This is a genomic window from Bacillus sp. CIS52, assembly GCF_053545315.1.
In genome coordinates, this window is record NZ_JBIUFR010000002.1 from 380,455 (window position 1) to 402,371 (window position 21,917).

Below are 21,917 nucleotides of genomic sequence, written 5' to 3' on the forward strand. Positions count from 1 at the left end.
CCGAAAAGAATATAACGTGAAAAGCGCTGAAGAGAAGAGTAGACAGATATCATTCATGACAGAGAGCTCCGGGAGCTGAGAAGGAGTATGAATGGATGTGTTGAAACAAACCTCTTAGCTTCGCATCGGAATCATGCAAAACGAGGATGATGCGGCGGATACTCCTGTTACCGAGTAAGCTTTGTACCGGCAAGGCCGGCGCCAAACCGAATTGAGGTGGCATAGCGGGCTGTTTCCCGTCCTCAAGACTTCATTGTCTTGAGGGCGTTTTTTATTTTCTGAGGGAGGGATAAGATGAAAAACTGGAAGTCTTGGCGGCACCCGGTGCTTTTGTTAACCGGAATCGGGGTGGCGAATATTGGTGAATGGATTTATTTTTTGTCTCTTAATCTTATTGTCTTAAAAGAAACAGGGTCTGCTTTTGCAGTTTCCATTCTTTATTTAATCAGGCCTGCGGCTGTTTTGATGACAAATGGGTGGGCGGGCAGCATCATCGACAGGTGTAACAAACGGAGTATGATGATGTCGCTTGATTTCATCCGGGCTGGATTCATTGCCGTTCTGCCGCTGATGTTTACTGCATGGTCTCTATATTCCGTTTATTGTATCGTGTTTTTGATTCATATGGCTAATGCGATGTTTCGTCCGTGTTCCATGGCGTATGTGACGATGCTTATCCCGGCTGAAAGGAGAAAACGATTCAATTCACTAAGGGCTTTGCCGGAATCAGGGGCTTTTCTCCTCGGGCCGGCTGCGACCGGGCTGCTTTTTATCGTCGGCACGCCGATTTTTGCGATTTGGGTGAATGCGGCTGCTTTAATGCTGTCCGGTTTAATCACGATGATGCTGCCGAATCTTGAAAATGAGCCTCACGTACATTCTCCCAGACAGAAGCTTTCTTTGGCAGTGTGCAAAGAAGATTGGAAGCTCGTATATCGCTTCAGCCGAACGGCGCGAAACGTCATGATCATTTATTTTTTATTCAGTCTGGTCATGACCGTGATGTTGTCTGCACTTGATTCGCTTGAAGTCGCTTTTTCAAAAGAGGTTCTTCAGCTGACTGATGCTGATTACGGTTTTCTCGTCAGTGTGTCAGGGGCAGGGGTTATAGCGGGGGCGCTTGCCAATGTGTTCTTTAATAAAAAAATGCCGGCTTCTTTATTGATGGGAATGGGCTCTTTTTTCACAGCGGCGGGATATATGATTTATGCGTTTTCTCACGTTTTTTGGACGGCTGCTTGCGGGTTTTTCATTCTGGCTTTTTTCTTGGCATTTGCCAATACGGGATTTCAGACGTTTTATCAAAAAAATGTTCCGGTGGACATTATGGGGAGGGTGGGCAGCTTTTATTCATTAGTTGAAGCCGTCTTCATTATATTGATAACGGCGGTTTTCGGAGCGGCGGCAGTCAGTTCTTCCGTCCGCCATATCGTCATCACAGGCGCAGCCGTTATGCTGATGTTAGCAGCCGTTTTATGCTCATTCTTACTTGCTGCCGCAAAAAGGAGGACACTTGATGGATTTCAAGCGAATCAATTTAAACAAACATAAAGAGACGGCCGTTTCATTTCGCAAAGATTCGTTTCTCGTCAGCTTTGGCACGGCGGATCATTTTAATAAGGATGAGTATCTCAGATGGCTGTCATCTCAAATCAAGAGCTTTCCCGGCGGTTTTGTGCTGCTTTTTCATAACGGGCAGCCGATCGGACAGCTTGAAGCCTCCATTAAACCTTATCGCGATCAAAAAATCGGTTATGTGCACCTTTACTATATTACTGAGCGGCAGAGGGGAATGGGGTACGGGACGAAGCTCCATCAATACGCGAATCAGTTTTTCAGAACGAACGGTGTTTCGGAATATCATCTTAGAGTTTCTCCGGACAATAAAGCGGCCCTGTCATTCTACAAAAAGCAAAACCTGAAAGTGCTCGGTTCAGAATTAAACGGAAAGGTTCTCAGAATGAGAGGAGCCGTACCGCCGGTATAAGGGGGCGGTACGCGCTTCATTTTTTCGTCGTTTTTAAAAGGCCGGGAAACTTTTTATAAATGACCGCCATTAACACGAGCATATACATTCCGTAAATTCCGAAAGACAGCAGTTTGTTGCTTGTAAATGAAGCGCCTGCGACTGTCACGATCACAATGTTCGGAATTTTGCCGAGCGTCGATGCGGAAAAAAAGATCGGCCATCGTATGTTGCTCAGCCCGCATACGGTATTCATGGCAAGCGACGGTATAATCGGAATCAGCCGCCCGAAAAGCACCGCCGTAAATGCGTGCTGATGAAATGAATCTTCATATTGGGCCGCGGCCGGGTAAGACCGCAGCTTTTTTCTGGCCCAGTCTCTGAATCCGTACCGGACGAGAAAAAACAAGGCCATTGTCCCGAGCATCGCGCCTGACAATGTAATCCACACCCCGTTTACAATCCCGAAAACCGCTCCGTTTAAGGCCGCGATAATGGCGAATGGAACAATCGGGAAAAATACGTCAGCTGCGACCAGCAGGATACTCATAAGCACGGCGTACATTCCGCCCGCCCGAATCATGCCGAGCCAGACGTCTTTTTGCATAAAACCGATCACCACAACAGCAATGATAACGGCAAGACTGAATCCTTTTTTTATCATCTGTACGTTCACCTCTTTTCAAATAGTATACAGTACAAATCTATCTCCTTCTATTAAAAAAGGGTGTCCGATAAGCGTGCTTTTGCATTGTTTAATAGGAGAGGGATAAAATGATATCCATAAAAAAAGACCCGATACCGAAATCAAACGGCAACCGGCCGAGATATGCAATGGACCCGGGTTATATTACCGTCTATAGACATCCAACACGGACAAGGGCGCAGACGCGAAGATGCGCGCAAAAAGCTCATGAAAGATCATAATATACCTCTTGATCGCGTCGTTCCCCATAAAAGATTGCCCCGGCAGGCTGCTGAACAGCTGGGAAGCCTTTTAAAGGCGTAAACGGCTCTGACGACTCTGCAAATAAATCATTAAACTGACGACCCCTTATACAAAGGGCGAAAAGGTGACTCAAGTGCAAAGAGTCCTTGCCGCCGCTTATTTTTGCCCTGATAAAAATACGGAAAATCATGGAGTTGACGGAATATACGGACCCAAAACCGCCAATGCTGTAAAGCGGTTCCAAATCATGAACAGCTTGCAGGCTGACAGGATTTACGGTCCCAAAACGAAAGACAAGCTGGCAGCAGTGCTGTCATAATTCAGAATCACCTGTTTCTTATAGCAGAAGCGGGTGATGTACATTATTTGCGCGAGAATGATTTTTTAAAAAAGGGGACACGTTAACAGTAGTGTTTACTGGAGGTGTAAACGTTGAGATGCTTTCATCTGATCATTATGATATGCGTCCTCACGAGTCTCACTGCCGTGTCCGCCGATGCGAAATCATTAAAAAGAAGTGACATGGAGAAGACGGGAAACGTGTATTGGGATATAAGGTCTGAAAAAAAGAAACTGTCTTTAACCTTCGATGACGGCCCCCACCCTGTCTATACAGAGGCTGTGTTAGACGTGCTGAAACAGTACAATGTTAAAGCGACTTTTTTTTGTATCGGAAGCCGTATAGACAATTACCCTATAACGGCAAAGCGCATTATTGAAGAAGGACATGAAATCGGCAACCATACGATGAACCATGTTTATTTTCACCGTCTGAAACGCAAAGACATTTTAAAAGAGCTTCACAGCTCAGCGCATCATATCACATCGCTTCAGCCGGAAGGGGACAAGTTATTCCGCCCGCCGGGAGGATCGCTGAATCGTACGGCTTTCAAAAGCATCTTAAAAGAGGGCTATCATATCATCATGTGGTCTTGGAACCAAGATCCGAGGGACTGGAGAAGGCCCGGAAAAGGAAAAATCGTCAGACACGTTGTTTCACATGCCAGAGATGGAGATATTATTCTTCTGCATGACGGCGGAGGCAACCGGCGCCAGACGGTTGAGGCTTTGAAAGAAATTATTCCCCAGCTGAAAAAGCAGGGCTACACGTTTGTTAAGGTTTCGGATTTGATCGGAGAGGATGCCGGCCCTTTTCATATCCAGTAAAGAGAGCGCCGCGTTGAAAGCCGCAAAAGAGACGTGTACCATATAGGATGTAAGGTTTGGGGGGAGAAAAAAATGAAGTTTGCTGTTCTTTTTATTACGATAGCCTGTCTGTTATCAGGATGCGCCGCGGGCAAAGAGAAAAGCGCTGTCGCTTTCGGTGACAGCAATACGCGCGGTTCCAATTGGGATTATCGTGATTATCCAAAGGCGCAGCAGTGGGTAAACATGTTAAAAACAACGGAACGCGGCCGTCTTACGGTTATAAATGCGGGAATAGGCGGTCAGACGACTGAGGATGCGCGCCTGCGATTTCAAAGCGACGTGCTTGACCGGAAGCCTCAATATTTATTTATCATGTTCGGAACAAATGATGCGGGCATTTTGACGGGACATCAGCCGCGAGTATCAAAGAAACGGTTTGAAGAAAACCTGACTTATTTTGTAAACGAAAGCCGGAAGCACCGCATAAAGCCGATTTTAATGACGTGCATCCCAGTTATAGAAGGAAACGGAACGCATCATCTCTATTACTATTCAAGATATAAAGCTTCAGCCTTTAAAGAAAAAGGTGGAGCGAGAAAATGGCATAATTCCTATAACGGTATTACAAGGCAGGTTGCAAAAGAGTTAAAAGTGCCTCTGGTGGATAATTGGAAACACTTTATACGCGCGGACGGCGGCAAAGATACAGACCGGGCGCTCATCCAATCCGGACTGATAGATCCTTCCGGAAATCACATGACGCCAAAAGGGGCCAGAATCTTAATTGAAGGCATAAAAAATAGGCGGATTTTGGAGCGCTGACGCCGTCAGCTGCCTAAGCCGTTTTGCCCGTGCATCATAGGCTGTAGAAAAACATCTTTTTGGAGGCGATTTGCTATGAACCGCGGTTTCCCTCCGCCATATCCTGTATGCCCGCCTCCTCGGGTGAATGCGGGGTACTGGTACGCATTTTTTGTTGTGCTGCTCGTCGTTTTTCTCGTTCTGGGCGGCCTGTATTGGTTCAAAATTTAACAGCCGTCCTCTTAAACACCTCTGTAAGGGGTGTTTTTTGTTGAAAGTGGTAGTAAAGCGTATAACCGAAGTGATATAATATCAGTCATCTGAGTAAAAAAAGGAAATTCGCCCGGAAAATTTTTCTGTTTAAGAAGAAACGGAAATAATGTGTCCGAGCGATCTTCTTTTGATTTCGTTTTCAATTAACTCGATAAATTCACGGCTCAAATTCATTTCATTGGCTTTGAAATAAGATTCTATTAGTAATTCATCAGAAAGCTTTCTCATGCCGGGGACCCAATTAATGGGAGTGGCACCTCCTTAACAGTTGTAATCAATCATCAGACGCGAGCATATGATGGAAGGTTGCGTTTCAATCATGGTGAGGTTATCTTTAATCTACCATGAAATACAAATAAGAACAATCGTTCTGTTATCCACACTCATAAGTGGATAACTTGTTAGTATCTTGTTTATAATCTGGATAAATCCGGATGTAATAAGAGTGGATAATGTGTGTAATTTTATCCACAACTGGTGAAGAAACCCAATTTTTGTCGAAATTTTTTTGCTGAGTCCGACTTTGTTTTTAAATCCGACAGGTTTCGACATATAGATGATAGAAAGAAAAAGGGAAGGGTGCGGGTTTTGTTAAAAAAGTTTTTTTTACCTGACGAATTTGTGAAAAATATATTTCATATCACACCGGAAAAGCTCAAGGAGCGCAATGTGAAAGGGATTATTACAGACCTTGACAATACGCTTGTGGAATGGGACAGACCGAGTGCGACACCTCGATTAATCGAGTGGTTTGAAGAAATGAAGGAGCACGGCATTAAAGTCACGATCGTCTCCAATAATAATGAACGAAGAGTGAAATTATTCTCGGAGCCGCTTGGCATACCGTTTATTTATAAGGCAAGAAAACCGATGGGACGCGCCTTTAAAAGAGCCGTCAGCAGCATGGATCTGAAAAAAGAAGACTGTGTGGTCATCGGCGATCAGCTGCTTACTGATGTTCTCGGCGGAAACAGACACGGGTATCATACGATCCTCGTCGTGCCGGTCGCTTCCTCTGACGGGGTCATGACGCGCTTTAACCGCCGGATTGAACGGAGAATATTGAGTTCTTTGAAACGTAAAGGCCATATTCAGTGGGAGGATTAGAAATGGAAAAGGTTGTTTGCATCGGCTGCGGAGTAACGATCCAGACCGAGGATAAACAAGGTCTCGGGTATGCGCCGAAGGCATCGCTCACAAAAGAGAATGTCATCTGCCAGCGCTGCTTCAGACTGAAAAACTACAATGAAATTCAAGATGTTTCATTAACGGACGATGACTTTTTAAATATCTTGCACACAATCGGCGATACTGACTCTCTTATTGTCAAAGTCGTTGATATTTTTGATTTTAACGGAAGCTGGATAAACGGACTGAACCGCTTTGTCGGCGGAAATCCGATCATTCTTGTCGGCAATAAGGCTGATATCCTTCCCAAATCCGTAAAACGGGAACGGCTCGTTCAATGGATGAAACGCGAAGCGAAAGAATACGGCTTAAAACCTCTTGATGTCTTTTTAATCAGCGCTTCACGCGGACAAGGGATGAAAGAAGTCATTGACGCCATTGAACATTACCGCGAAGGCCGCGATGTGTATGTGGTGGGCTGTACGAATGTCGGCAAATCAACGTTTATCAACCGGATTATTAAAGAGGTCTCAGGGGAAGAGAATATCATTACCACCTCTCAATTTCCGGGCACGACGCTTGATGCAATTGAAATCCCGCTTGATGACGGGTCCGCGCTTTATGATACTCCGGGAATCATTAACCATCACCAGATGGCGCATTACGTGGACAAGCGTGACTTAAAGGTGCTGACACCGAAAAAAGAACTGAAGCCGCGCACTTTCCAGCTGAATGAGAAACAAACGCTTTACTTCGGCGGGCTTGCCCGGTTTGATTATGTTTCAGGCGATAAATCGGCGTTTGTCTGCTATATGCCGAATGAATTGATGATTCACAGAACAAAGCTTGAAAATGCTGACGCCTTATACGAAAAGCATGCGGGTGAACTGCTCACCCCGCCCGGGAAAGATCATTTGGATGAATTTCCGGAGCTTACGGCTCACACGTTTACGATTAAAGAAGGAAAGACGGATATCGTTTTTTCCGGTCTCGGATGGGTCACGGTGCAGCAAGCAGATAAAAAAATAACGGCATACGCTCCGAAAGGCGTACACGTATTTGTCCGCCGTTCATTAATATAGAGAGAAGGGGAGAGGGAGCATGAAACAATTGTACGGAGTAATCGGAAATCCGATCGGGCATTCAATGTCACCCGATATTCATAACGCGGCTTTGAAAGATAAGAACATCAACGGGCAGTATTTTGCGTTTCAGGTGGAACCTCACAACCTCAAGGACGCCGTTAACGGAATTAAAGCACTGGGCATCTGCGGAATTAACGTTACAGTCCCGCATAAAGTCGCGATCATGGAGCATCTGGATGAAATACATGAAAGCGCAAAAGTACTCGGAGCCGTAAATACCGTCAAAAGAGAGGGAGACAGGCTCATCGGGTATAATACTGACGGAGATGGATTTTATAAATCCTTAGTCAAAGTTTTGGACAAACCGATATCAGAGCTCTCCATTCTAATGATAGGAGCGGGAGGGGCGGCAAGAGCGATTTTTACGACGATCGTCCGCAAAGAGCCGAAACAGTTTGACGTTTGCAACCGCACGCCGGAAAAAGCAGAAAGTCTGATTGCGGCCGCTCCCTCTTTTCAGCAGAAACGCGCTCTTACATTAGAAGAAGCTGAAAATCAGCTTGAGCAATATGACGTCATTATTCATACAACATCTGTCGGCATGTATCCGAACACGGATGCCGTGCCGCTCTCACTGGAACGGGCCAAAGCGGGCGCCATCGTTTGTGATATCGTATACAACCCGATTCAAACGGCGTTATTAAAAGAAGCCGAAAAAAGAGGTTTGACTACCCTTGACGGCATCGGCATGTTTGTAGAACAGGCCGCACTGTCCTTCAAGCTGTGGACGGAACAGGAGCCTGACAGCGGCCTGATGAGAGCAATTGTTGAAGGAAAACTAGGAGGAACACAATGTTAACAGGAAAACAAAAACGTTTTTTGCGTTCAAAAGCGCATCATTTAACGCCTATTTTTCAAGTGGGAAAGGGCGGAGTCAACGAAAACATGGTGAAACAGATTGCCGAGGCTTTAGAGGCAAGAGAGCTGATTAAAGTCAGTGTGCTTCAAAACTGCGAAGACGATAAAAACGATGTCGCAGAAGCCCTTGTGAAAGGCAGCCGTTCACAATTGGTGCAGACGATCGGAAATACGATCGTATTGTATAAGGAATCAAAGGAAAATAAACAAATCGAGCTTCCGTAAGGTGGTTGACATGAAGAAAATCGGAATATTCGGGGGCACATTTGACCCTCCGCATAACGGTCATCTTCTGATGGCTAATGAAGTCCTTCATCAGGCGGAGCTCGATGAGATTTGGTTTATGCCGAATAAAATTCCCCCGCATAAGCAGAATGAAGACTTTACCGACAGCCGGCACCGGGTTGAGATGCTGAAGCTTGCCATCAGCTCAAATCCCGGTTTTAAGCTTGAGCTGGCGGAAATGGAGCGGAAAGGTCCTTCTTATACCTATGATACTGTCCGTTTACTGAAGGAGCGGCACCCGAACGACAAGCTTTTCTTTATTATCGGGGCGGATATGATTGAATATCTGCCAAAATGGTACAAACTGGACGAACTGCTTACACTCATTCAATTTATCGGAGTGCGGCGCCCGGGGTATCATATTGAGACCCCGTATCCGCTGCTTTTTGCTGACGTTCCGGAATTTGATGTTTCGTCAACGATGCTGAGAGAACGTCTCAAAGCAAAAAAAACGACGCAATACTTAATGCCGGATAAAGTGAGGCAGTATATAGAGGAGAATGATTTATATGAATCGTGAGGAAGCACTTGCCTGCGTCAAAGAACAGCTGACCGAGCATCGCTACATCCACACAATCGGCGTGACAGATACGGCGGTTATTCTCGCAGGCCGGTTCGGAGCAGATCCAAAAAAAGCGGAAATGGCGGCTATTTTTCATGATTACGCCAAATTCCGGCCGAAAGAAGAAATGAAGCAGATCATCGTGCGGGAAAAAATGCCGGCTGAGCTTTTGGATTACAATGCCGAGCTGTGGCATGCTCCTGCGGGGGCGTATCTGGCTGAGAAGGAAGCGGGGATCACTGACCCCGAGATCTTAGACGCGATCCGCTATCACACGTCAGGGCGTCCCGGTATGACCCTTTTAGACAAAGTCATTTACGTGGCGGATTACATTGAACCCGGCCGCCATTTCCCCGGAGTGGAAGATGTGCGCCGCCTGGCAGAAAAGGATCTGAACGAAGCGCTTATACAAGCGCTGAAAAATACAATGATATTTCTGATGAAAAAAAACCAGCCGGTCTTCCCGGAGACATTTGCAACCTATAACTGGCTGGTGTCTCAAAATTGACAGGAGGAATATGGAAATGGATCAAGCTTCCGTATTAAAAATCGCAGCAAAAGCATGCGACGATAAACGTGCAGAGGATATTTTAGCGCTCGACATGGAAGGAATCTCACTTGTAGCGGATTACTTTTTAATCTGCCACGGGAATTCTGATAAACAGGTTCAGGCAATTGCACGTGAAATTAAAGATCAGGCAGAAGAAAACGGCATTGATGTCAAAAAGATGGAAGGGTTTGATGAGGCCCGTTGGATTTTAGTTGATCTCGGCGATGTCATTGTTCACGTTTTCCATAAAGATGAAAGAAGCTACTACAATCTTGAAAAGCTATGGGGCGACGCGCCGCTCGCAGAGCTTGAACTCGGCTTGAACTCATGATTTACCAAGGCTTCGCCGGCGTATATGACGAGTTAATGTCCCATGCGCCGTATGATGAATGGGCGGGCTGGATCGAAGCCTCTCTTCCGGAAAAGGGAAGGGTGCTTGATCTTGCCTGCGGAACCGGAGAAATATCCATCAGGCTTGCCGAAAAAGGCTGCGAAGTCACGGGGATTGATTTGAGTGAAGACATGCTGAGCTGTGCCCAGCAGAAAAAAACGGGAAAGCCGATTCTTTTTCTCCAGCAGGATATGAGGGAGCTTTCCGGTTTTGAAGAACAGTTTGATGCCGTAGTCATCTGCTGTGATTCCCTCAATTACTTAAAAACGAAAAATGATGTCTTGAGCACCTTCAAAAGTGTTTTTCAAGTTTTGAAGGAGGGCGGCCTGCTTCTGTTTGACGTCCATTCCCCATATAAAATGACGGAGCTTTTTCCGGACAGCACCCATGCGGACCAGGATGAGCAGATCAGCTATATTTGGCAAAGCTTTGCCGGCGATGAAGAGCTTTCTGTCATCCATGATATGTCCTTTTTCGTATGGAACGGACAAACTTATGACCGCTATGACGAGACGCATGAGCAAAAAACATTTTACATTGAAGAATATGAACAAATGCTTGCAGAGACAGGATTTGAACTGAAGAAAGTGACGGCTGATTTTACAGACCGGCCTCCTTCAACAGAGTCCGAGCGTCTTTTCTTTACGGCAGGCAAACCAAAAACCATCGTTTAAACAAAACGATGGTTTTTAAAATGCATTTTTGCCGATTGGCGCGTTATAGCGTTTTATGGCATACTCATTTACACGTGAAATTGCTTCTTCACTAAAGATATATCTTCATCGTATTTGTCATGTGTACGCTGAAAGACACGGTTGAACATATCCTGTACACCGCTTTCAAGCGCCTTCAGTCCTTCTCCGGTGACGCCGCCTTTTACGCATACTTTTTCCTGCAAGGCGGGAAGGGTGTAATGCCCTGTTTCCAGAAGCTTTCCGAGACCGACAAGCATTTCCGTCGACATAATTACGGCTTCTTCTTTGGTAATGTCCGTTTCTTCCACTGCCGCGTCAATAAAACGCTGAACGAGATAACTCATAAAAGCAGGGCCGCAGCTGACAATGTCTGACGCCGCCCTTGTTATGCCGCTGTTGATTTCTACAGGCTTTGAAATATGAGTGATCAGCGTTTGGATATCCGCTTTTGCAGCCTCACTGCAGCTATTGCCGAATGTAACAAGCGAGACGCCGGCAAAGGCGCGGTTTGTGATGCTCGGAATGACACGGGCCGTCTGGCACGGAACCATATGTTCAATCTGTTCCGTTTGAACAGGGCTGGTAATGGAGATTAAAATGTGATCTTTTCGTAAATGAGGTGTGAGCTTCTTCAGCAAAGGATATATATCCAGCGGTTTTACACAAATGAATATCATTTCATTTTCCTGTACGAGCTTTTCCTGATCCTCGGTGACTTGGATGCCGCTGAAACGCTCTTTTAGTTTTAATGCTTTTTCGATTGTTCTGTTTGTGATGGTGATATGTGAGGGATCGGCAGCGTTTGATTCAATTAACGATTCAATCAGGATCGTTCCCATGTTTCCGGTGCCGATAAAGCCTATTTTCAATGAATTCCCCTCCTTTTCCCTTAATCCTCTAAACCTTATGCGGGGAGGCAATGCAATATGACGAAAGCAATGATGACGGAGCAGATGCGGCGGAACCTGAAAATTCTGGGTGTTTGTCTTGCGGCAGGAGCGATTTTTATCTGCATTTGGCTGTTTCGTCCTGAAAAAGAAGAACCGGTCAAACAGCAGTCCGTGCTCGGCCAAACAGCCTCAGCATCCGGCACGGACAAAACAGACACCGCAGACGATAAGATTATGATTGATATGAAAGGCGCGGTCCGAAATCCCGGCGTGTATGAAATGAAGGCGGGAGACAGAGTGACACAAGCCATTGAGAAAGCCGGCGGCCTGAAGGAAAAGGCAGATGAACTGAATGTTAATTTAGCAGAGCAGCTGCAAGATGGGACGGTCGTTTATATTCCGAGTAAAGGCGAAGAGGAGAATCGCCCGAAAACTGCAGCAGGTGAAAAGGAAGATGCCCCTGTCAATATCAATACGGCAACTCTGGACGAACTTCAGGCGATTTCCGGTGTGGGACAGAAAAAAGCGGAAGCGATTATCGCCTACCGGGAAGAAAACGGACGGTTTCAGACTGCTGACGATTTGATGAAGGTATCAGGTTTTGGAGAAAAGTCATTTGAGCGGATAAAAACTTCCATTACGGTAAAGTGAATTGACGGTTTTGCTCAAAACTATGTAAACTTAGAAAAGCAACAAGACTTTTGGAGGGAACACTTGTGGAACGAATCTCATGGAATCAATATTTTATGGCGCAAAGCCATTTGCTGGCGCTGAGAAGCACATGTCCGAGACTGTCAGTCGGAGCAACCGTTGTCAGAGACAAGCGGATGATTGCCGGCGGGTACAACGGTTCAATTGCCGGCGGCGTCCATTGTGCAGATGAAGGATGTCTTTTAATTGATAATCACTGCCAGCGGACCATACATGCAGAGATGAATGCAATTCTGCAATGTTCTAAGTTCGGTGTGCCGACCGAGGGCGCCGAAATTTATGTGACGCATTATCCTTGTATTCAATGCTGTAAATCAATTATTCAGGCGGGCATCAAAACGGTCTATTATGCCGAAGATTACAAAACACAGCCATACGCAAAAGAGCTGTTCACCCAAGCCGGAGTCAAGGTGGAGCAGGTTGAACTTGATGAAATGATCATTGATCTGAAAAACCGCGAAAAATTGTCTTTTGTAGCCGGTCTGATTCAGCAATTATCTGATGCGGGAGTTAAGGCGGATGAACTGAAAAAAATTCATGAACAGGCCAATGAGCTGTTTACCAGTTACGTATAAATGAAATATAAATACCTTCTTCTGCCTCTGGCGGCGGTTTCTGCAACCGCGGGAATTGCCGCCGCAAATTTCTTCTGGGTTCTATTCTTTTTCCTTCTGTATCTTCTCTTTATCTTTGTAAAAACAAAGCAGTACACACCGTTTATCGTCAGCCTCGTTTCTTTTTGTCTTTATTTCTTTCTGTATACGGTTTATGACGCGGCGAATGTATCCCGGTATCAGGCCGGGAACTATACTGAACAGGCCGTCATCACAAATATTCCGAAGGTTGACGGGGCGAAAATGTCAGCCGTTATCCGAACTCATGACAAAGAAAAATGGGCCGCTTCATACAAAATCCGGTCTCTTGAAGAAAAAAGTCTCATTGAACAGCTGGAGCCGGGGATGCACTGCGTGTTTACCGGCTCTTTGGAACAGCCCAGACATGCGACGTCTCCCGGAGGTTTTGATTATAAGGAATATCTTAATTCTCAGCATATTCACTGGTTATTTTCCGTGACTTCCATTCAGCAGTGTGAAAAATCCGGCATGCCGCTGTATAAACTGTTGAACATCAGAAAGAATTTGATTTCGATCATTCAAAATCACGTGCCTGAATCCTCTGCCGGAATTGTCGAAGCGCTGACCTTGGGTGAAAGATTTTCTATAGAGGACGATATACTGAACGCTTATCAAAATCTGGGAGTCGTTCATTTAATGGCCATTTCCGGAATGCATGTCGGTCTGATTACCGCAGGAATATTTTATGTTCTGATCAGAATCGGGCTGACAAGAGAAAAGGCGGGGGTTTTACTGCTGTTTTTTTTACCGGTGTATACGCTGTTAAGCGGTGCGGCCCCGTCCGTATTGCGCGCATCCCTCATGCTGGGATTTTATATCGCCGGAACTCTTTTTAAACGCAGTATTCATTCTTCGGCTGCATTGTCCGTGTCTTATCTGCTGCTCCTGCTGCTTAATCCTTACCTCCTTTGGCAGGCGGGCTTCCAGCTTTCTTTTGCGGTAAGCGCCGCTTTAATTCTGTCATCCTCCATTTTAAAGAAAGCAGGGAAAAGAAGACTTGCCGGGCTTGCGATGGCCTCATTCATTGCGGAGCTCAGTTCGCTTCCGTTTCTGCTCTATCATTTTCAGCAGATTTCGCTTGTCAGTTTTCCGATGAATATGGTAATGGTGCCTTTTTATACGTTATTTGTCATTCCGTTTTCGGTCATCGGTTTCCTTCTTCTCTTACTTTCAAGGCAGGTTGGGGAATGTTTGTTTTATATGTTTGACCTTGTGATGAAGCCTGTGCATGATTTCATGACATATGCGGCATCCGTTGATTTATTTACAATGATTGTGTCAAAGCCTGACTTTCTTTCCCTCCTTCTGCTTGCGGTTTCCGTGTTTACGCTTTTTGCAGCTTTGGAAAAGGGAGGTTTTTTGAAACTCAGGAAATCGCCTCTTTTTTTCTGCACGGTTTTGGTTTATTTAATGTTCCGTCCTTATTTCAGTCCATGGGGAGAAGCGGATATGCTTGATATCGGGCAGGGAGACTCGCTGTTTATAAGTGCGCCGCACCGCAAAGGAACCGTAATGGTTGATACAGGGGGAGTGGTGGCTTATCCGGAAGAATCATGGAAAGAAAAACGCCACCCGTATTCTATCGGTGAGAAGGTTTTGATTCCGTTTTTGAACGGAAAAGGGGTGAAAAAGCTGGATGCGCTGATTTTAACCCATGCGGATCAGGATCATATCGGGGAAGCCGGAGTATTAATCAAAAAACATAGAGTCAGCCGGTTGATTGTTCCCGTGGGGTTCGTGAAGGAACCGAAGGATCAGGACATATTGAAGATGGCGAAAGAAAACAACATTCCCGTTGTCGAAGCAAAGCGGGGCGACACCATTACAGCCGGTAATCTTCAATTTCAGGTGCTGTCCCCGGAGTCATCTGACGTAAAGAGTAAAAATGATTCGTCACTGGTGCTTTGGACGGTTTTAGGCGGAGTGAGCTGGCTTTTGACGGGAGATTTAGAATCGGACGGCGAAACGGAAGTGCTGAAAGCGTATCCGAATCTGAAGGCTGATGTATTGAAGGCCGGTCATCACGGCAGCAAAAGCTCTACGAGTGAAGCTTTTTTGAAACAGCTTCAGCCGGAAGCGGCACTGATTTCGGCAGGTGAAGATAATCGTTACCATCATCCGCATGAAGAGGTGCTGGATCGTTTGAAAGCGTACTCTGTCAATGTACTTCGCACCGATCTCAGCGGAACGATTCAATACAGATTTAAAAAAGGCGCCGGAACGTTTTCTGTCTTTCCTCCATATGATATAGAAGAAACCAGGGCGCAGGAAGTAAAAAAGACTGCCGATTGACAGCAGCCCGGAATGCGGCTAAGAGCCGATAAGATGGATGGCTGTTGCCATCACGAACAAAAAGGCGAAAAATCCGAAGGACACGACAAAACCGACAGCTGAGTCAACAGCATCATTTCGTTTGCTTTGAACGTTTTTTTCAAAATCATTCAATTTCATCCCTCCTGACATCCCTAAGTATACTGGAATTGTTTTGAAAAATCTAGAAGTGATGGTAACGTTTTCTGTTCTTGTGATTATCGCCTTTTTACAAGCAGCCCCGGGAGCTTGTGAATCAGGCGTTTATTATAAATGAGGAAGCTGGCCTTTTTAAAGCTTCCTCTTTACTATTTGCCTGACTCAATTTAGGATAGAAGGGGATCAAGAAAGAGAGGAAGTCATACGATCATGGTATTTGATGTTTGGAAAGCCCTGAAAAAAGGGGATGTCCGCTCCGTTTATTGTTTATACGGAAAAGAAACGTATCTTCTCCAAGAGACTGTCAGCCGGATCAGACAAGCTGTCGTTGATGAGGGGACAAAAGATTTTAACCTGTCTGTTTTTGATCTTGAAGAGGATCCGCTTGACCAGGCGATAACCGATGCGGAAACGTTTCCGTTTATGGGGGAGAAGCGGCTGGTCATTGTGAAAAACCCGTCTTTTTTAACAGGGGAAAAAAAGAAAGAAAAAATAGAGCACAATACAGGCGCTCTTGAGACTTATCTGAAGGAGCCTGCGCCTTATACGGTTTTTGTGATTGTGGCTCCGTATGAGAAGCTGGATGAGCGGAAAAAACTGACGAAGGCGCTGAAGCAGCAAGCTCTGATGATTGAAGCGAAGGAGCTGAATGCAAAGGAGACGACTGACTTTACGATTAATCTGGCAAAATCCGAAAATAAAACGATCGACACAGAAGCTGCCGAGCATTTGGTTCTGCTTGCAAACGGCCACCTGTCCTCCATATACCAGGAAATACAAAAACTCTCCGCCTACACCGGAGACAGACATGAGATTACGCTTGAAGATGTCCGGGAGCTTGTCGCGAGAAGTTTGGAGCAGAATATTTTTGAGCTGATCAACAAAATCGTGAACCGAAAACGGACGGAAAGCCTTCAAATATTTTATGATCTTTTAAAACAAAACGAAGAACCGATCAAAATTATGGCGCTGATCGCCAACCAGTTCCGTCTCATTATGCAGACGAAGTATTTTGCCGGACAAGGATACGGTCAAAAGCAAATCGCATCCAATTTAAAGGTGCACCCTTTCCGGGTAAAGCTGGCGATGGACCAGGCGAGGCTTTTTTCTGAAGAAGAGCTCAGGCGTATTATAGAGAAACTCGCAGTGATGGATTACGAAATGAAAACCGGGAAAAAGGACAAGCAGCTCTTGCTGGAGCTCTTTCTTCTTGAACTTCTCCGGACCGAATGAAAAAAACGATCCCCGTTACCAGGGATCGTTTTTGTATTATGCAGAAAGTCCGTTCACTTGTTTCGCAAGTCTAGATTTGTATCGAGCTGCGGCATTTTTGTGTACAAGACCTGTTTTCACTGCTTTATCAATGCGTTTCGCTGCTTCAGAAAGAGCAGTTTTCGCTTTATCCGCTTCGTTGTTGGCAACAGAAGCTTCTACTTGTTTGATTGCAGTACGCATAGCAGATTTGATTGTCGCGTTATGAGCGCGGCGTTCGTTGTTTGTTTTTGTACGTTTAATCGCTGATTTAATGTTTGGCATGTGTTTCACCTCCTAAGATACAACCTGTAGCACAGTGTCTTAAGGTTAAATCTTCTTCACAATAGAACAAATTGTATTCTATCAAACAGAACTTTAGATTGCAATATAAATGTAAAGTATTTTTCGTTGATGGGTAAATTCGCATGATTCGTTTTACAAATGGCCACACTATGTACCACGATGATTGAAGGAGGTCTTCCCCGTGAAAAATAACGAACTGGATGTCAATCAATTTCTGATACGGACGGATTTAGCAGTAGAAACAAAACAGGCGGTAAAAGACAGACAAGCCGGTCAGAAAAAAGAAATAAACGGGTTTATTGAAAAAGAACGCGACAAGGGCGGCATTAAAGTCAGAACGGTGGATATTACAAAAGAAGGCGCCGAGCTATCGGGCAAAAAGCAGGGGCGCTATGTCACGATCGAAGCGCAGGGTGTGAGGGAGCACGACTCTGAAATGCAGGAAAAAGTAACGGAAGTGTTTGCCGAGGAATTTTCCGCTTATCTGTCGGCATTAAACATTCCAAAGGATGCAAGCTGTTTGATCGTCGGTCTCGGCAACTGGAATGTGACGCCGGATGCACTCGGCCCTCTCGTGACCGAAAATCTGCTTGTGACGCGGCATTTGTTCAGGCTTCAGCCGGAAAACGTGCAGGAAGGGTACAGGCCGGTCAGCGCGCTTGCTCCCGGAGTGATGGGATTAACGGGAATTGAAACGAGCGATATTATTCAAGGCGTGATCAAAGAATCGAAGCCGGATTTTGTGATTGCTGTAGATGCCCTTGCGGCAAGAGCCGTTGAAAGGGTGAACACGACCATCCAATTTTCTGATACGGGCATTCACCCGGGATCAGGCGTCGGCAATAAGAGAAAAGAATTAAGCAAAGAGACGCTCGGCATCCCAGTCATCGCGATCGGTGTACCGACTGTCGTTGATGCGGTGACGATCGCAAGCGATACAGTGGACTACATATTAAAGCATTTCGGCAGAGAAATGAAAGATGACAGCCCGTCGAGGTCTTTGGTGCCCGCCGGAATGAACTTCGGCAAAAAGAAGGTGCTGACAGACGAAGATCTTCCCGGAGAAAAAGAGCGCCAATCCTTTTTAGGTATTGTCGGCACGCTGGACGAAAACGAAAAACGCCAGCTGATTCATGAAGTGCTTTCTCCGCTCGGCCATAATCTGATGGTCACGCCGAAGGAGATTGACACCTTTATTGATGATATGGCGAACGTGCTAGCAAACGGGCTAAACACCGCCCTTCATGAAAAGGTCTCACAAGATAACAAAGGTTCTTATAATCATTAAAATGGTTCTACCTCCTCTAGCTTGTTCATAGAGTAATTACTAGACAAGCGCTGGAGGGATTCAAATCATGAGAAAAAAACGCAGAAACCGTCAAATTGTCGTTACAGTAAACGGTGGAAATGCGCTCAAGGGCATGTTTTTGTTTATGACAAGCCTTATCGTTATTTTCGTATTATCCGGTGTGCTCACATCGCTTCGCCCTGAACTGAGGCTTTCTTCCGATTCTCTTCACGGAATTGCCGGAGAGCTTCCGGGTGACGCGTTTGCACACCTCCTTGGCATGGAAAATCATTATTTCGCATCAGAGCTTCCTGAAAGAGACTCATTTCAGCTGTCACGGCTTTCCTTAAAACTGGCGACAAGCATTAACCTGGAAGACCCGCGGAGCTTCTTGGGACGCGAGCTGCCGGGATTTGCCCAATACGATACGGAGATCCTATTGGCGGGGCAGGGGACGGATTATACGAATATGCCGGCTGAATCTCCGCCGCCGTCAAAGGTGATGGAAAAAGAAAAAGAAGTGAATCTTGCAGAAATCGAAAACAAAACGAAAAAAGAAGAAACGGCGCCGCCGAAGCATTCGACCGGCAGCAAAAAAGTCGTCTTTATTTATCACACTCACAATACCGAATCCTATCTCCCTCTGTTAAAAGGGGAAACAAATCCGGATAACGCCCGCCATTCGAAGGCCAATGTCACGCTTGTCGGAGATATGTTCGGAAAAGCGCTGGAAGCGCAAGGCGTAGGAGCGGACGTAGATAAAACCGACATTCAGGGCCGCCTGAACAAAGACGGTTTAAATTATGCGCGAAGCTATGACGAATCAAGACCGGTTGTAAAAAGCGCGCTCGCCAAAAATAAAAATCTGCAATATACCATAGATATTCACCGGGATTCCCGCCGTAAGAAAAATACGACAGCCGATATTAAAGGAAAAAGCTATGCCAGAGTGGCCATCGTCGTCGGCAAAAAAAGCGCCAATTTTGAAGAAAACTATAAACTCGCAAGTGAACTTCATAAGCTCATGGAGGAAAAATACCCCGGCTTAAGCGTCGGTGTTTTATCAAAAGGCTCTCCGGGAGATAATGGAGTATACAACCAGGATTTAAACGACCGGTCGCTTCTGCTGGAATTCGGAGGCGTGGATAACAACCTTGAAGAACTGAGACGCGCATCCGAAGCCGTAGCCAATGTATTCAGCGAACTGTACTGGGATGCTGAAAAAGTCAGCTCGCAATCAGGAGAGAAGAAAAAACAATAGAAATCAGGTGATGCAAATGATCCGATTTACCGGCAAATGCCTGCTGATCGCCATCGTCATGTTTGTCGGCGTTTTGTTCGGCATGCAGCAGGCAAACAGCGGAATGCTTGATATGAAAGGATACAAAGACCCCTCCTTAAAAGGTGCATTCACGCTTAGCGGCGGAGAGGGTCAGGAAAAAGAGGCATCCATTTTGGGCCAAACCGTTACGGCGAAAGATCTGGAAGAAAAACAAAAACAGCTGGAACAGGCGGAAACCTTCAACCTGTTTTCAAAAGCCGGGGAAACCCTTTCAAATACCGTGACGGACTCAGCCCAGGCGATGTACGAGTGGGTTTCGAAACTGAACCGATAGCATTTTAAGGAGAAAAGCGGACGATTCCAAACAGGAAGCTTTTCTCTTTCTTGTTTTAATTGAATGTTTACAATCCTATTGATATAATCTAAGCTAGTGTATTTTGCGTTTAATAGTAGGAGTGATAGATTGTGACAGATAAAGAAAAGCGTTTAGAGAGGCAGTCAAGAATCCGGAATTTCTCGATCATCGCCCATATAGACCACGGCAAATCGACCTTGGCGGATCGGATTTTAGAAAAAACATCGGCGATCACCCAGCGGGAAATGAAAGAACAATTGCTTGATTCAATGGACCTTGAACGCGAACGGGGAATTACCATCAAATTAAATTCCGTTCAGCTGAAATACAAAGCAAAAGACGGAGAAGAATATATATTCCATCTCATCGACACGCCCGGACACGTCGACTTTACATATGAAGTATCACGAAGCCTGGCTGCTTGTGAAGGCGCGATTCTCGTTGTTGATGCGGCCCAGGGAATTGAAGCGCAGACATTGGCGAACGTCTATCTGGCGCTTGATAATGACCTTGAGATTCTTCCTGTCATTAATAAAATCGATCTCCCGAGCGCAGAGCCAGAACGTGTGCGTCAAGAAGTTGAGGACGTTATCGGTCTTGACGCTTCAGACGCCGTCCTCGCTTCAGCGAAAGCGGGTATCGGCATCGAAGACATTTTAGAGCAGATCGTAGAAAAAGTGCCTGCTCCCGCGGGAGATCCGGAAGCTCCGCTGAAAGCGCTCATCTTTGACTCCCTTTATGACGCGTACCGCGGAGTCGTCGCGTATATCAGAGTCGTAGAAGGAACGGTAAAACCTGGCCAGAAAATTAAAATGATGGCGACCGGAAAAGAGTTTGAAGTCATCGAAGTCGGCGTCTTCACGCCGAAAGCGCAGCCGGCTGACGAATTGACAGTCGGTGATGTAGGCTATTTGACAGCCGCGATTAAAAATGTCGGCGACACCCGTGTCGGTGATACGATTACAAGCGCGGTTAAACCTGCGGCAGAAGCGCTTCCGGGCTACCGCAAACTCAATCCGATGGTCTATTGCGGACTTTACCCGATTGACACAGCCAAATATAATGACTTGCGCGAGGCTCTGGAAAAACTTGAATTGAATGACTCCTCCCTTCAATACGAGGCGGAGACGTCACAAGCCCTCGGCTTCGGCTTCCGCTGCGGCTTTTTAGGAATGCTTCACATGGAGATCATTCAAGAACGGATTGAACGGGAATTTAAAATTGATCTCATCACGACTGCGCCGAGCGTTATTTATGACGTATATATGACGGACGGTGAAAAGATCGTCGTCGATAACCCGTCAAACATGCCTGACCCGCAAAAAATAGAACGGGTGGAAGAACCTTATGTCAAAGCGACGATGATGGTTCCGAACGATTATGTCGGAGCGGTTATGGAGCTTTGTCAGGGGAAACGGGGCAACTTTATCGATATGCAGTACTTAGACGCCAACCGGGTCAGCATTGTATACGAGATGCCTCTTGCGGAAATTGTTTATGAATTTTTTGATCAGCTGAAGTCCAGTACGAAAGGGTACGCCTCTTTCGATTACGAGCTGATCGGCTACAAGCCGTCTAAACTCGTCAAAATGGACATTATGCTGAATGCAGAAAAAATTGATGCGCTGTCATTTATCGTCCACCGCGATTACGCATACGAGCGCGGAAAAGTCATCGTCGAAAAATTAAAAGAGCTGATCCCGCGCCAGCAATTCGAAGTGCCGGTGCAGGCGGCAATCGGACAGAAAATCGTGGCGCGCTCAACCATTAAAGCCATGAGGAAAAACGTTCTTGCAAAATGTTACGGCGGAGACATCTCGCGGAAACGGAAGCTTCTTGAAAAACAAAAAGAAGGAAAACGCCGGATGAAGCAGGTCGGCTCAGTCGAAGTGCCGCAGGAAGCGTTTATGGCCGTCCTTAAAATGGATGACAGCCCGAAAAAATAACGGAAGCCGCCGCAGTCCCGCACTGCGGCTTC

At 46.0% G+C, this 21,917-nt stretch carries 24 protein-coding genes, 3 pseudogenes and 1 other annotated feature; of the genes and pseudogenes, 22 read left to right on the forward strand and 5 right to left on the reverse strand.

Annotation, left to right across the window (positions count from 1 at the left end; genetic code table 11):
* The first annotated feature begins 17 nt into the window (after positions 1-17).
* Positions 18-247, forward strand: a binding site (T-box leader).
* Positions 248-294: 47 nt separating this feature from the next.
* Together ACH32G_RS11805 and ACH32G_RS11810 are read left to right on the forward strand one after the other, a co-directional pair.
* Positions 295-1,551, forward strand: coding sequence for an MFS transporter (locus ACH32G_RS11805; RefSeq protein ID WP_016938881.1), 1,257 nt, complete (start codon positions 295-297; stop codon positions 1,549-1,551).
* The gene (locus ACH32G_RS11810) at positions 1,517-1,987 is read left to right on the forward strand and encodes a GNAT family N-acetyltransferase (RefSeq protein WP_016938882.1); all 471 of its coding nucleotides are present in this window, start codon (positions 1,517-1,519) and stop codon (positions 1,985-1,987) included. Before ACH32G_RS11805 ends, ACH32G_RS11810 begins: the two co-directional genes overlap by 35 nt.
* A gap of 16 nt (positions 1,988-2,003) precedes the next feature.
* On the opposite strand, the gene ACH32G_RS11815 is transcribed toward ACH32G_RS11810, so the two are convergent.
* Positions 2,004-2,630 carry a TVP38/TMEM64 family protein gene (locus tag ACH32G_RS11815; protein WP_016938883.1) on the reverse strand — a complete coding sequence of 209 codons (627 nt, stop codon included), beginning with the start codon at positions 2,628-2,630 and terminating at the stop codon, positions 2,004-2,006.
* Positions 2,631-3,000: 370 nt separating this feature from the next.
* Between ACH32G_RS11815 and ACH32G_RS11820 the strand changes: the two are divergent.
* The 3 genes and pseudogenes from ACH32G_RS11820 to ACH32G_RS11830 form a co-directional block, all read left to right on the forward strand.
* Positions 3,001-3,234, forward strand: a pseudogene (locus ACH32G_RS11820) (peptidoglycan-binding domain-containing protein); the annotation flags it as partial.
* A gap of 113 nt (positions 3,235-3,347) precedes the next feature.
* Positions 3,348-4,082 carry a polysaccharide deacetylase family protein gene (locus tag ACH32G_RS11825; protein ID WP_016938884.1) on the forward strand — a complete coding sequence of 245 codons (735 nt, stop codon included), beginning with the start codon at positions 3,348-3,350 and terminating at the stop codon, positions 4,080-4,082.
* Positions 4,083-4,154: 72 nt separating this feature from the next.
* A complete protein-coding gene (locus tag ACH32G_RS11830; RefSeq protein WP_016938885.1) occupies positions 4,155-4,886 on the forward strand; it encodes an SGNH/GDSL hydrolase family protein in 732 nt (243 codons plus the stop codon).
* Positions 4,887-5,225: 339 nt separating this feature from the next.
* On the opposite strand, the gene sda is transcribed toward ACH32G_RS11830, so the two are convergent.
* Complete coding sequence (gene sda, locus ACH32G_RS11835) at positions 5,226-5,366, reverse strand: sporulation histidine kinase inhibitor Sda (protein WP_003152850.1); 141 nt, start codon at positions 5,364-5,366, stop codon at positions 5,226-5,228.
* 360 nt (positions 5,367-5,726) lie between these two features.
* On the opposite strand from sda, the gene ACH32G_RS11840 reads away from it, so the two are divergent.
* From ACH32G_RS11840 to ACH32G_RS11875, 8 genes are read left to right on the forward strand one after another with little or no spacing between them, the layout of a single operon-like run.
* Entirely contained in the window at positions 5,727-6,245 is a 519-nt protein-coding gene (locus tag ACH32G_RS11840; RefSeq protein WP_014470710.1) for a YqeG family HAD IIIA-type phosphatase, read from the forward strand.
* A gap of 2 nt (positions 6,246-6,247) precedes the next feature.
* Positions 6,248-7,348: a ribosome biogenesis GTPase YqeH gene (gene yqeH, locus ACH32G_RS11845; protein WP_016938887.1), complete on the forward strand. Its 1,101-nt coding sequence runs from the start codon at positions 6,248-6,250 to the stop codon at positions 7,346-7,348.
* Between the two features lie 19 nt (positions 7,349-7,367).
* A complete protein-coding gene (aroE, locus tag ACH32G_RS11850) occupies positions 7,368-8,210 on the forward strand; it encodes a shikimate dehydrogenase (RefSeq protein WP_016938888.1) in 843 nt (280 codons plus the stop codon).
* Positions 8,204-8,494: a ribosome assembly RNA-binding protein YhbY gene (yhbY, locus tag ACH32G_RS11855; RefSeq protein ID WP_003152858.1), complete on the forward strand. Its 291-nt coding sequence runs from the start codon at positions 8,204-8,206 to the stop codon at positions 8,492-8,494. Before aroE ends, yhbY begins: the two co-directional genes overlap by 7 nt.
* Positions 8,495-8,504: 10 nt before the next feature.
* Positions 8,505-9,074 (forward strand): nicotinate-nucleotide adenylyltransferase, encoded by a 570-nt coding sequence (locus ACH32G_RS11860; RefSeq protein WP_016938889.1) that lies wholly within the window; start codon positions 8,505-8,507, stop codon positions 9,072-9,074.
* Complete coding sequence (gene yqeK / locus ACH32G_RS11865) at positions 9,064-9,624, forward strand: bis(5'-nucleosyl)-tetraphosphatase (symmetrical) YqeK (RefSeq protein WP_016938890.1); 561 nt, start codon at positions 9,064-9,066, stop codon at positions 9,622-9,624. Before ACH32G_RS11860 ends, yqeK begins: the two co-directional genes overlap by 11 nt.
* A 16-nt stretch (positions 9,625-9,640) precedes the next feature.
* Positions 9,641-9,997: a ribosome silencing factor gene (gene rsfS / locus ACH32G_RS11870; protein WP_016938891.1), complete on the forward strand. Its 357-nt coding sequence runs from the start codon at positions 9,641-9,643 to the stop codon at positions 9,995-9,997.
* Positions 9,994-10,731, forward strand: a complete 738-nt coding sequence (locus ACH32G_RS11875) for a class I SAM-dependent DNA methyltransferase (RefSeq protein WP_016938892.1) — start codon at positions 9,994-9,996, stop codon at positions 10,729-10,731. The genes rsfS and ACH32G_RS11875 overlap by 4 nt, the downstream gene beginning before the upstream one ends.
* Before the next feature lie 68 nt (positions 10,732-10,799).
* On the opposite strand, the gene comER is transcribed toward ACH32G_RS11875, so the two are convergent.
* Positions 10,800-11,621, reverse strand: coding sequence for a late competence protein ComER (comER, locus tag ACH32G_RS11880; RefSeq protein WP_016938893.1), 822 nt, complete (start codon positions 11,619-11,621; stop codon positions 10,800-10,802).
* 57 nt (positions 11,622-11,678) lie between these two features.
* Between comER and ACH32G_RS11885 the strand changes: the two genes are divergently transcribed.
* From ACH32G_RS11885 to ACH32G_RS11895, 3 genes are all read left to right on the forward strand, one after another.
* Positions 11,679-12,293: a helix-hairpin-helix domain-containing protein gene (locus ACH32G_RS11885; RefSeq protein ID WP_016938894.1), complete on the forward strand. Its 615-nt coding sequence runs from the start codon at positions 11,679-11,681 to the stop codon at positions 12,291-12,293.
* A gap of 65 nt (positions 12,294-12,358) precedes the next feature.
* Entirely contained in the window at positions 12,359-12,928 is a 570-nt protein-coding gene (locus ACH32G_RS11890; protein WP_016938895.1) for a ComE operon protein 2, read from the forward strand.
* Complete coding sequence (locus tag ACH32G_RS11895; protein ID WP_016938896.1) at positions 12,929-15,280, forward strand: DNA internalization-related competence protein ComEC/Rec2; 2,352 nt, start codon at positions 12,929-12,931, stop codon at positions 15,278-15,280.
* A gap of 18 nt (positions 15,281-15,298) precedes the next feature.
* Here the strand turns inward: ACH32G_RS11895 and ACH32G_RS11900 are convergent, their stop codons facing one another.
* Positions 15,299-15,433, reverse strand: a complete 135-nt coding sequence (locus ACH32G_RS11900) for a YqzM family protein (RefSeq protein ID WP_003152870.1) — start codon at positions 15,431-15,433, stop codon at positions 15,299-15,301.
* A gap of 40 nt (positions 15,434-15,473) precedes the next feature.
* On the opposite strand from ACH32G_RS11900, the pseudogene ACH32G_RS11905 reads away from it, so the two are divergent.
* Both ACH32G_RS11905 and holA read left to right on the forward strand, forming a co-directional pair.
* Positions 15,474-15,628 (forward strand): annotated as a pseudogene (locus tag ACH32G_RS11905) (hypothetical protein).
* Positions 15,629-15,667: 39 nt separating this feature from the next.
* Positions 15,668-16,709: pseudogene (gene holA / locus ACH32G_RS11910) on the forward strand (DNA polymerase III subunit delta); the annotation flags it as partial.
* Positions 16,710-16,726: 17 nt separating this feature from the next.
* On the opposite strand, the gene rpsT reads toward holA, so the two are convergent.
* A complete protein-coding gene (gene rpsT / locus ACH32G_RS11915) occupies positions 16,727-16,993 on the reverse strand; it encodes a 30S ribosomal protein S20 (RefSeq protein ID WP_003152876.1) in 267 nt (88 codons plus the stop codon).
* 202 nt (positions 16,994-17,195) lie between these two features.
* Here rpsT and gpr point away from each other — a divergent pair, with 202 nt between their 5' ends.
* The 4 genes from gpr to lepA all read left to right on the forward strand — a co-directional run bounded on the left by gpr (position 17,196) and on the right by lepA (position 21,885).
* Positions 17,196-18,302: a GPR endopeptidase gene (gpr, locus tag ACH32G_RS11920; protein WP_366971360.1), complete on the forward strand. Its 1,107-nt coding sequence runs from the start codon at positions 17,196-17,198 to the stop codon at positions 18,300-18,302.
* Positions 18,303-18,369: 67 nt separating this feature from the next.
* Positions 18,370-19,563: a stage II sporulation protein P gene (gene spoIIP, locus ACH32G_RS11925; protein ID WP_448814390.1), complete on the forward strand. Its 1,194-nt coding sequence runs from the start codon at positions 18,370-18,372 to the stop codon at positions 19,561-19,563.
* 16 nt (positions 19,564-19,579) lie between these two features.
* Positions 19,580-19,918, forward strand: a complete 339-nt coding sequence (locus ACH32G_RS11930; protein ID WP_016938900.1) for a YqxA family protein — start codon at positions 19,580-19,582, stop codon at positions 19,916-19,918.
* Between the two features lie 131 nt (positions 19,919-20,049).
* On the forward strand, positions 20,050-21,885 hold the full coding sequence (lepA, locus tag ACH32G_RS11935) for a translation elongation factor 4 (protein WP_047475598.1): 1,836 nt from the start codon (positions 20,050-20,052) through the stop codon (positions 21,883-21,885).
* Positions 21,886-21,917 lie beyond the last annotated feature (32 nt).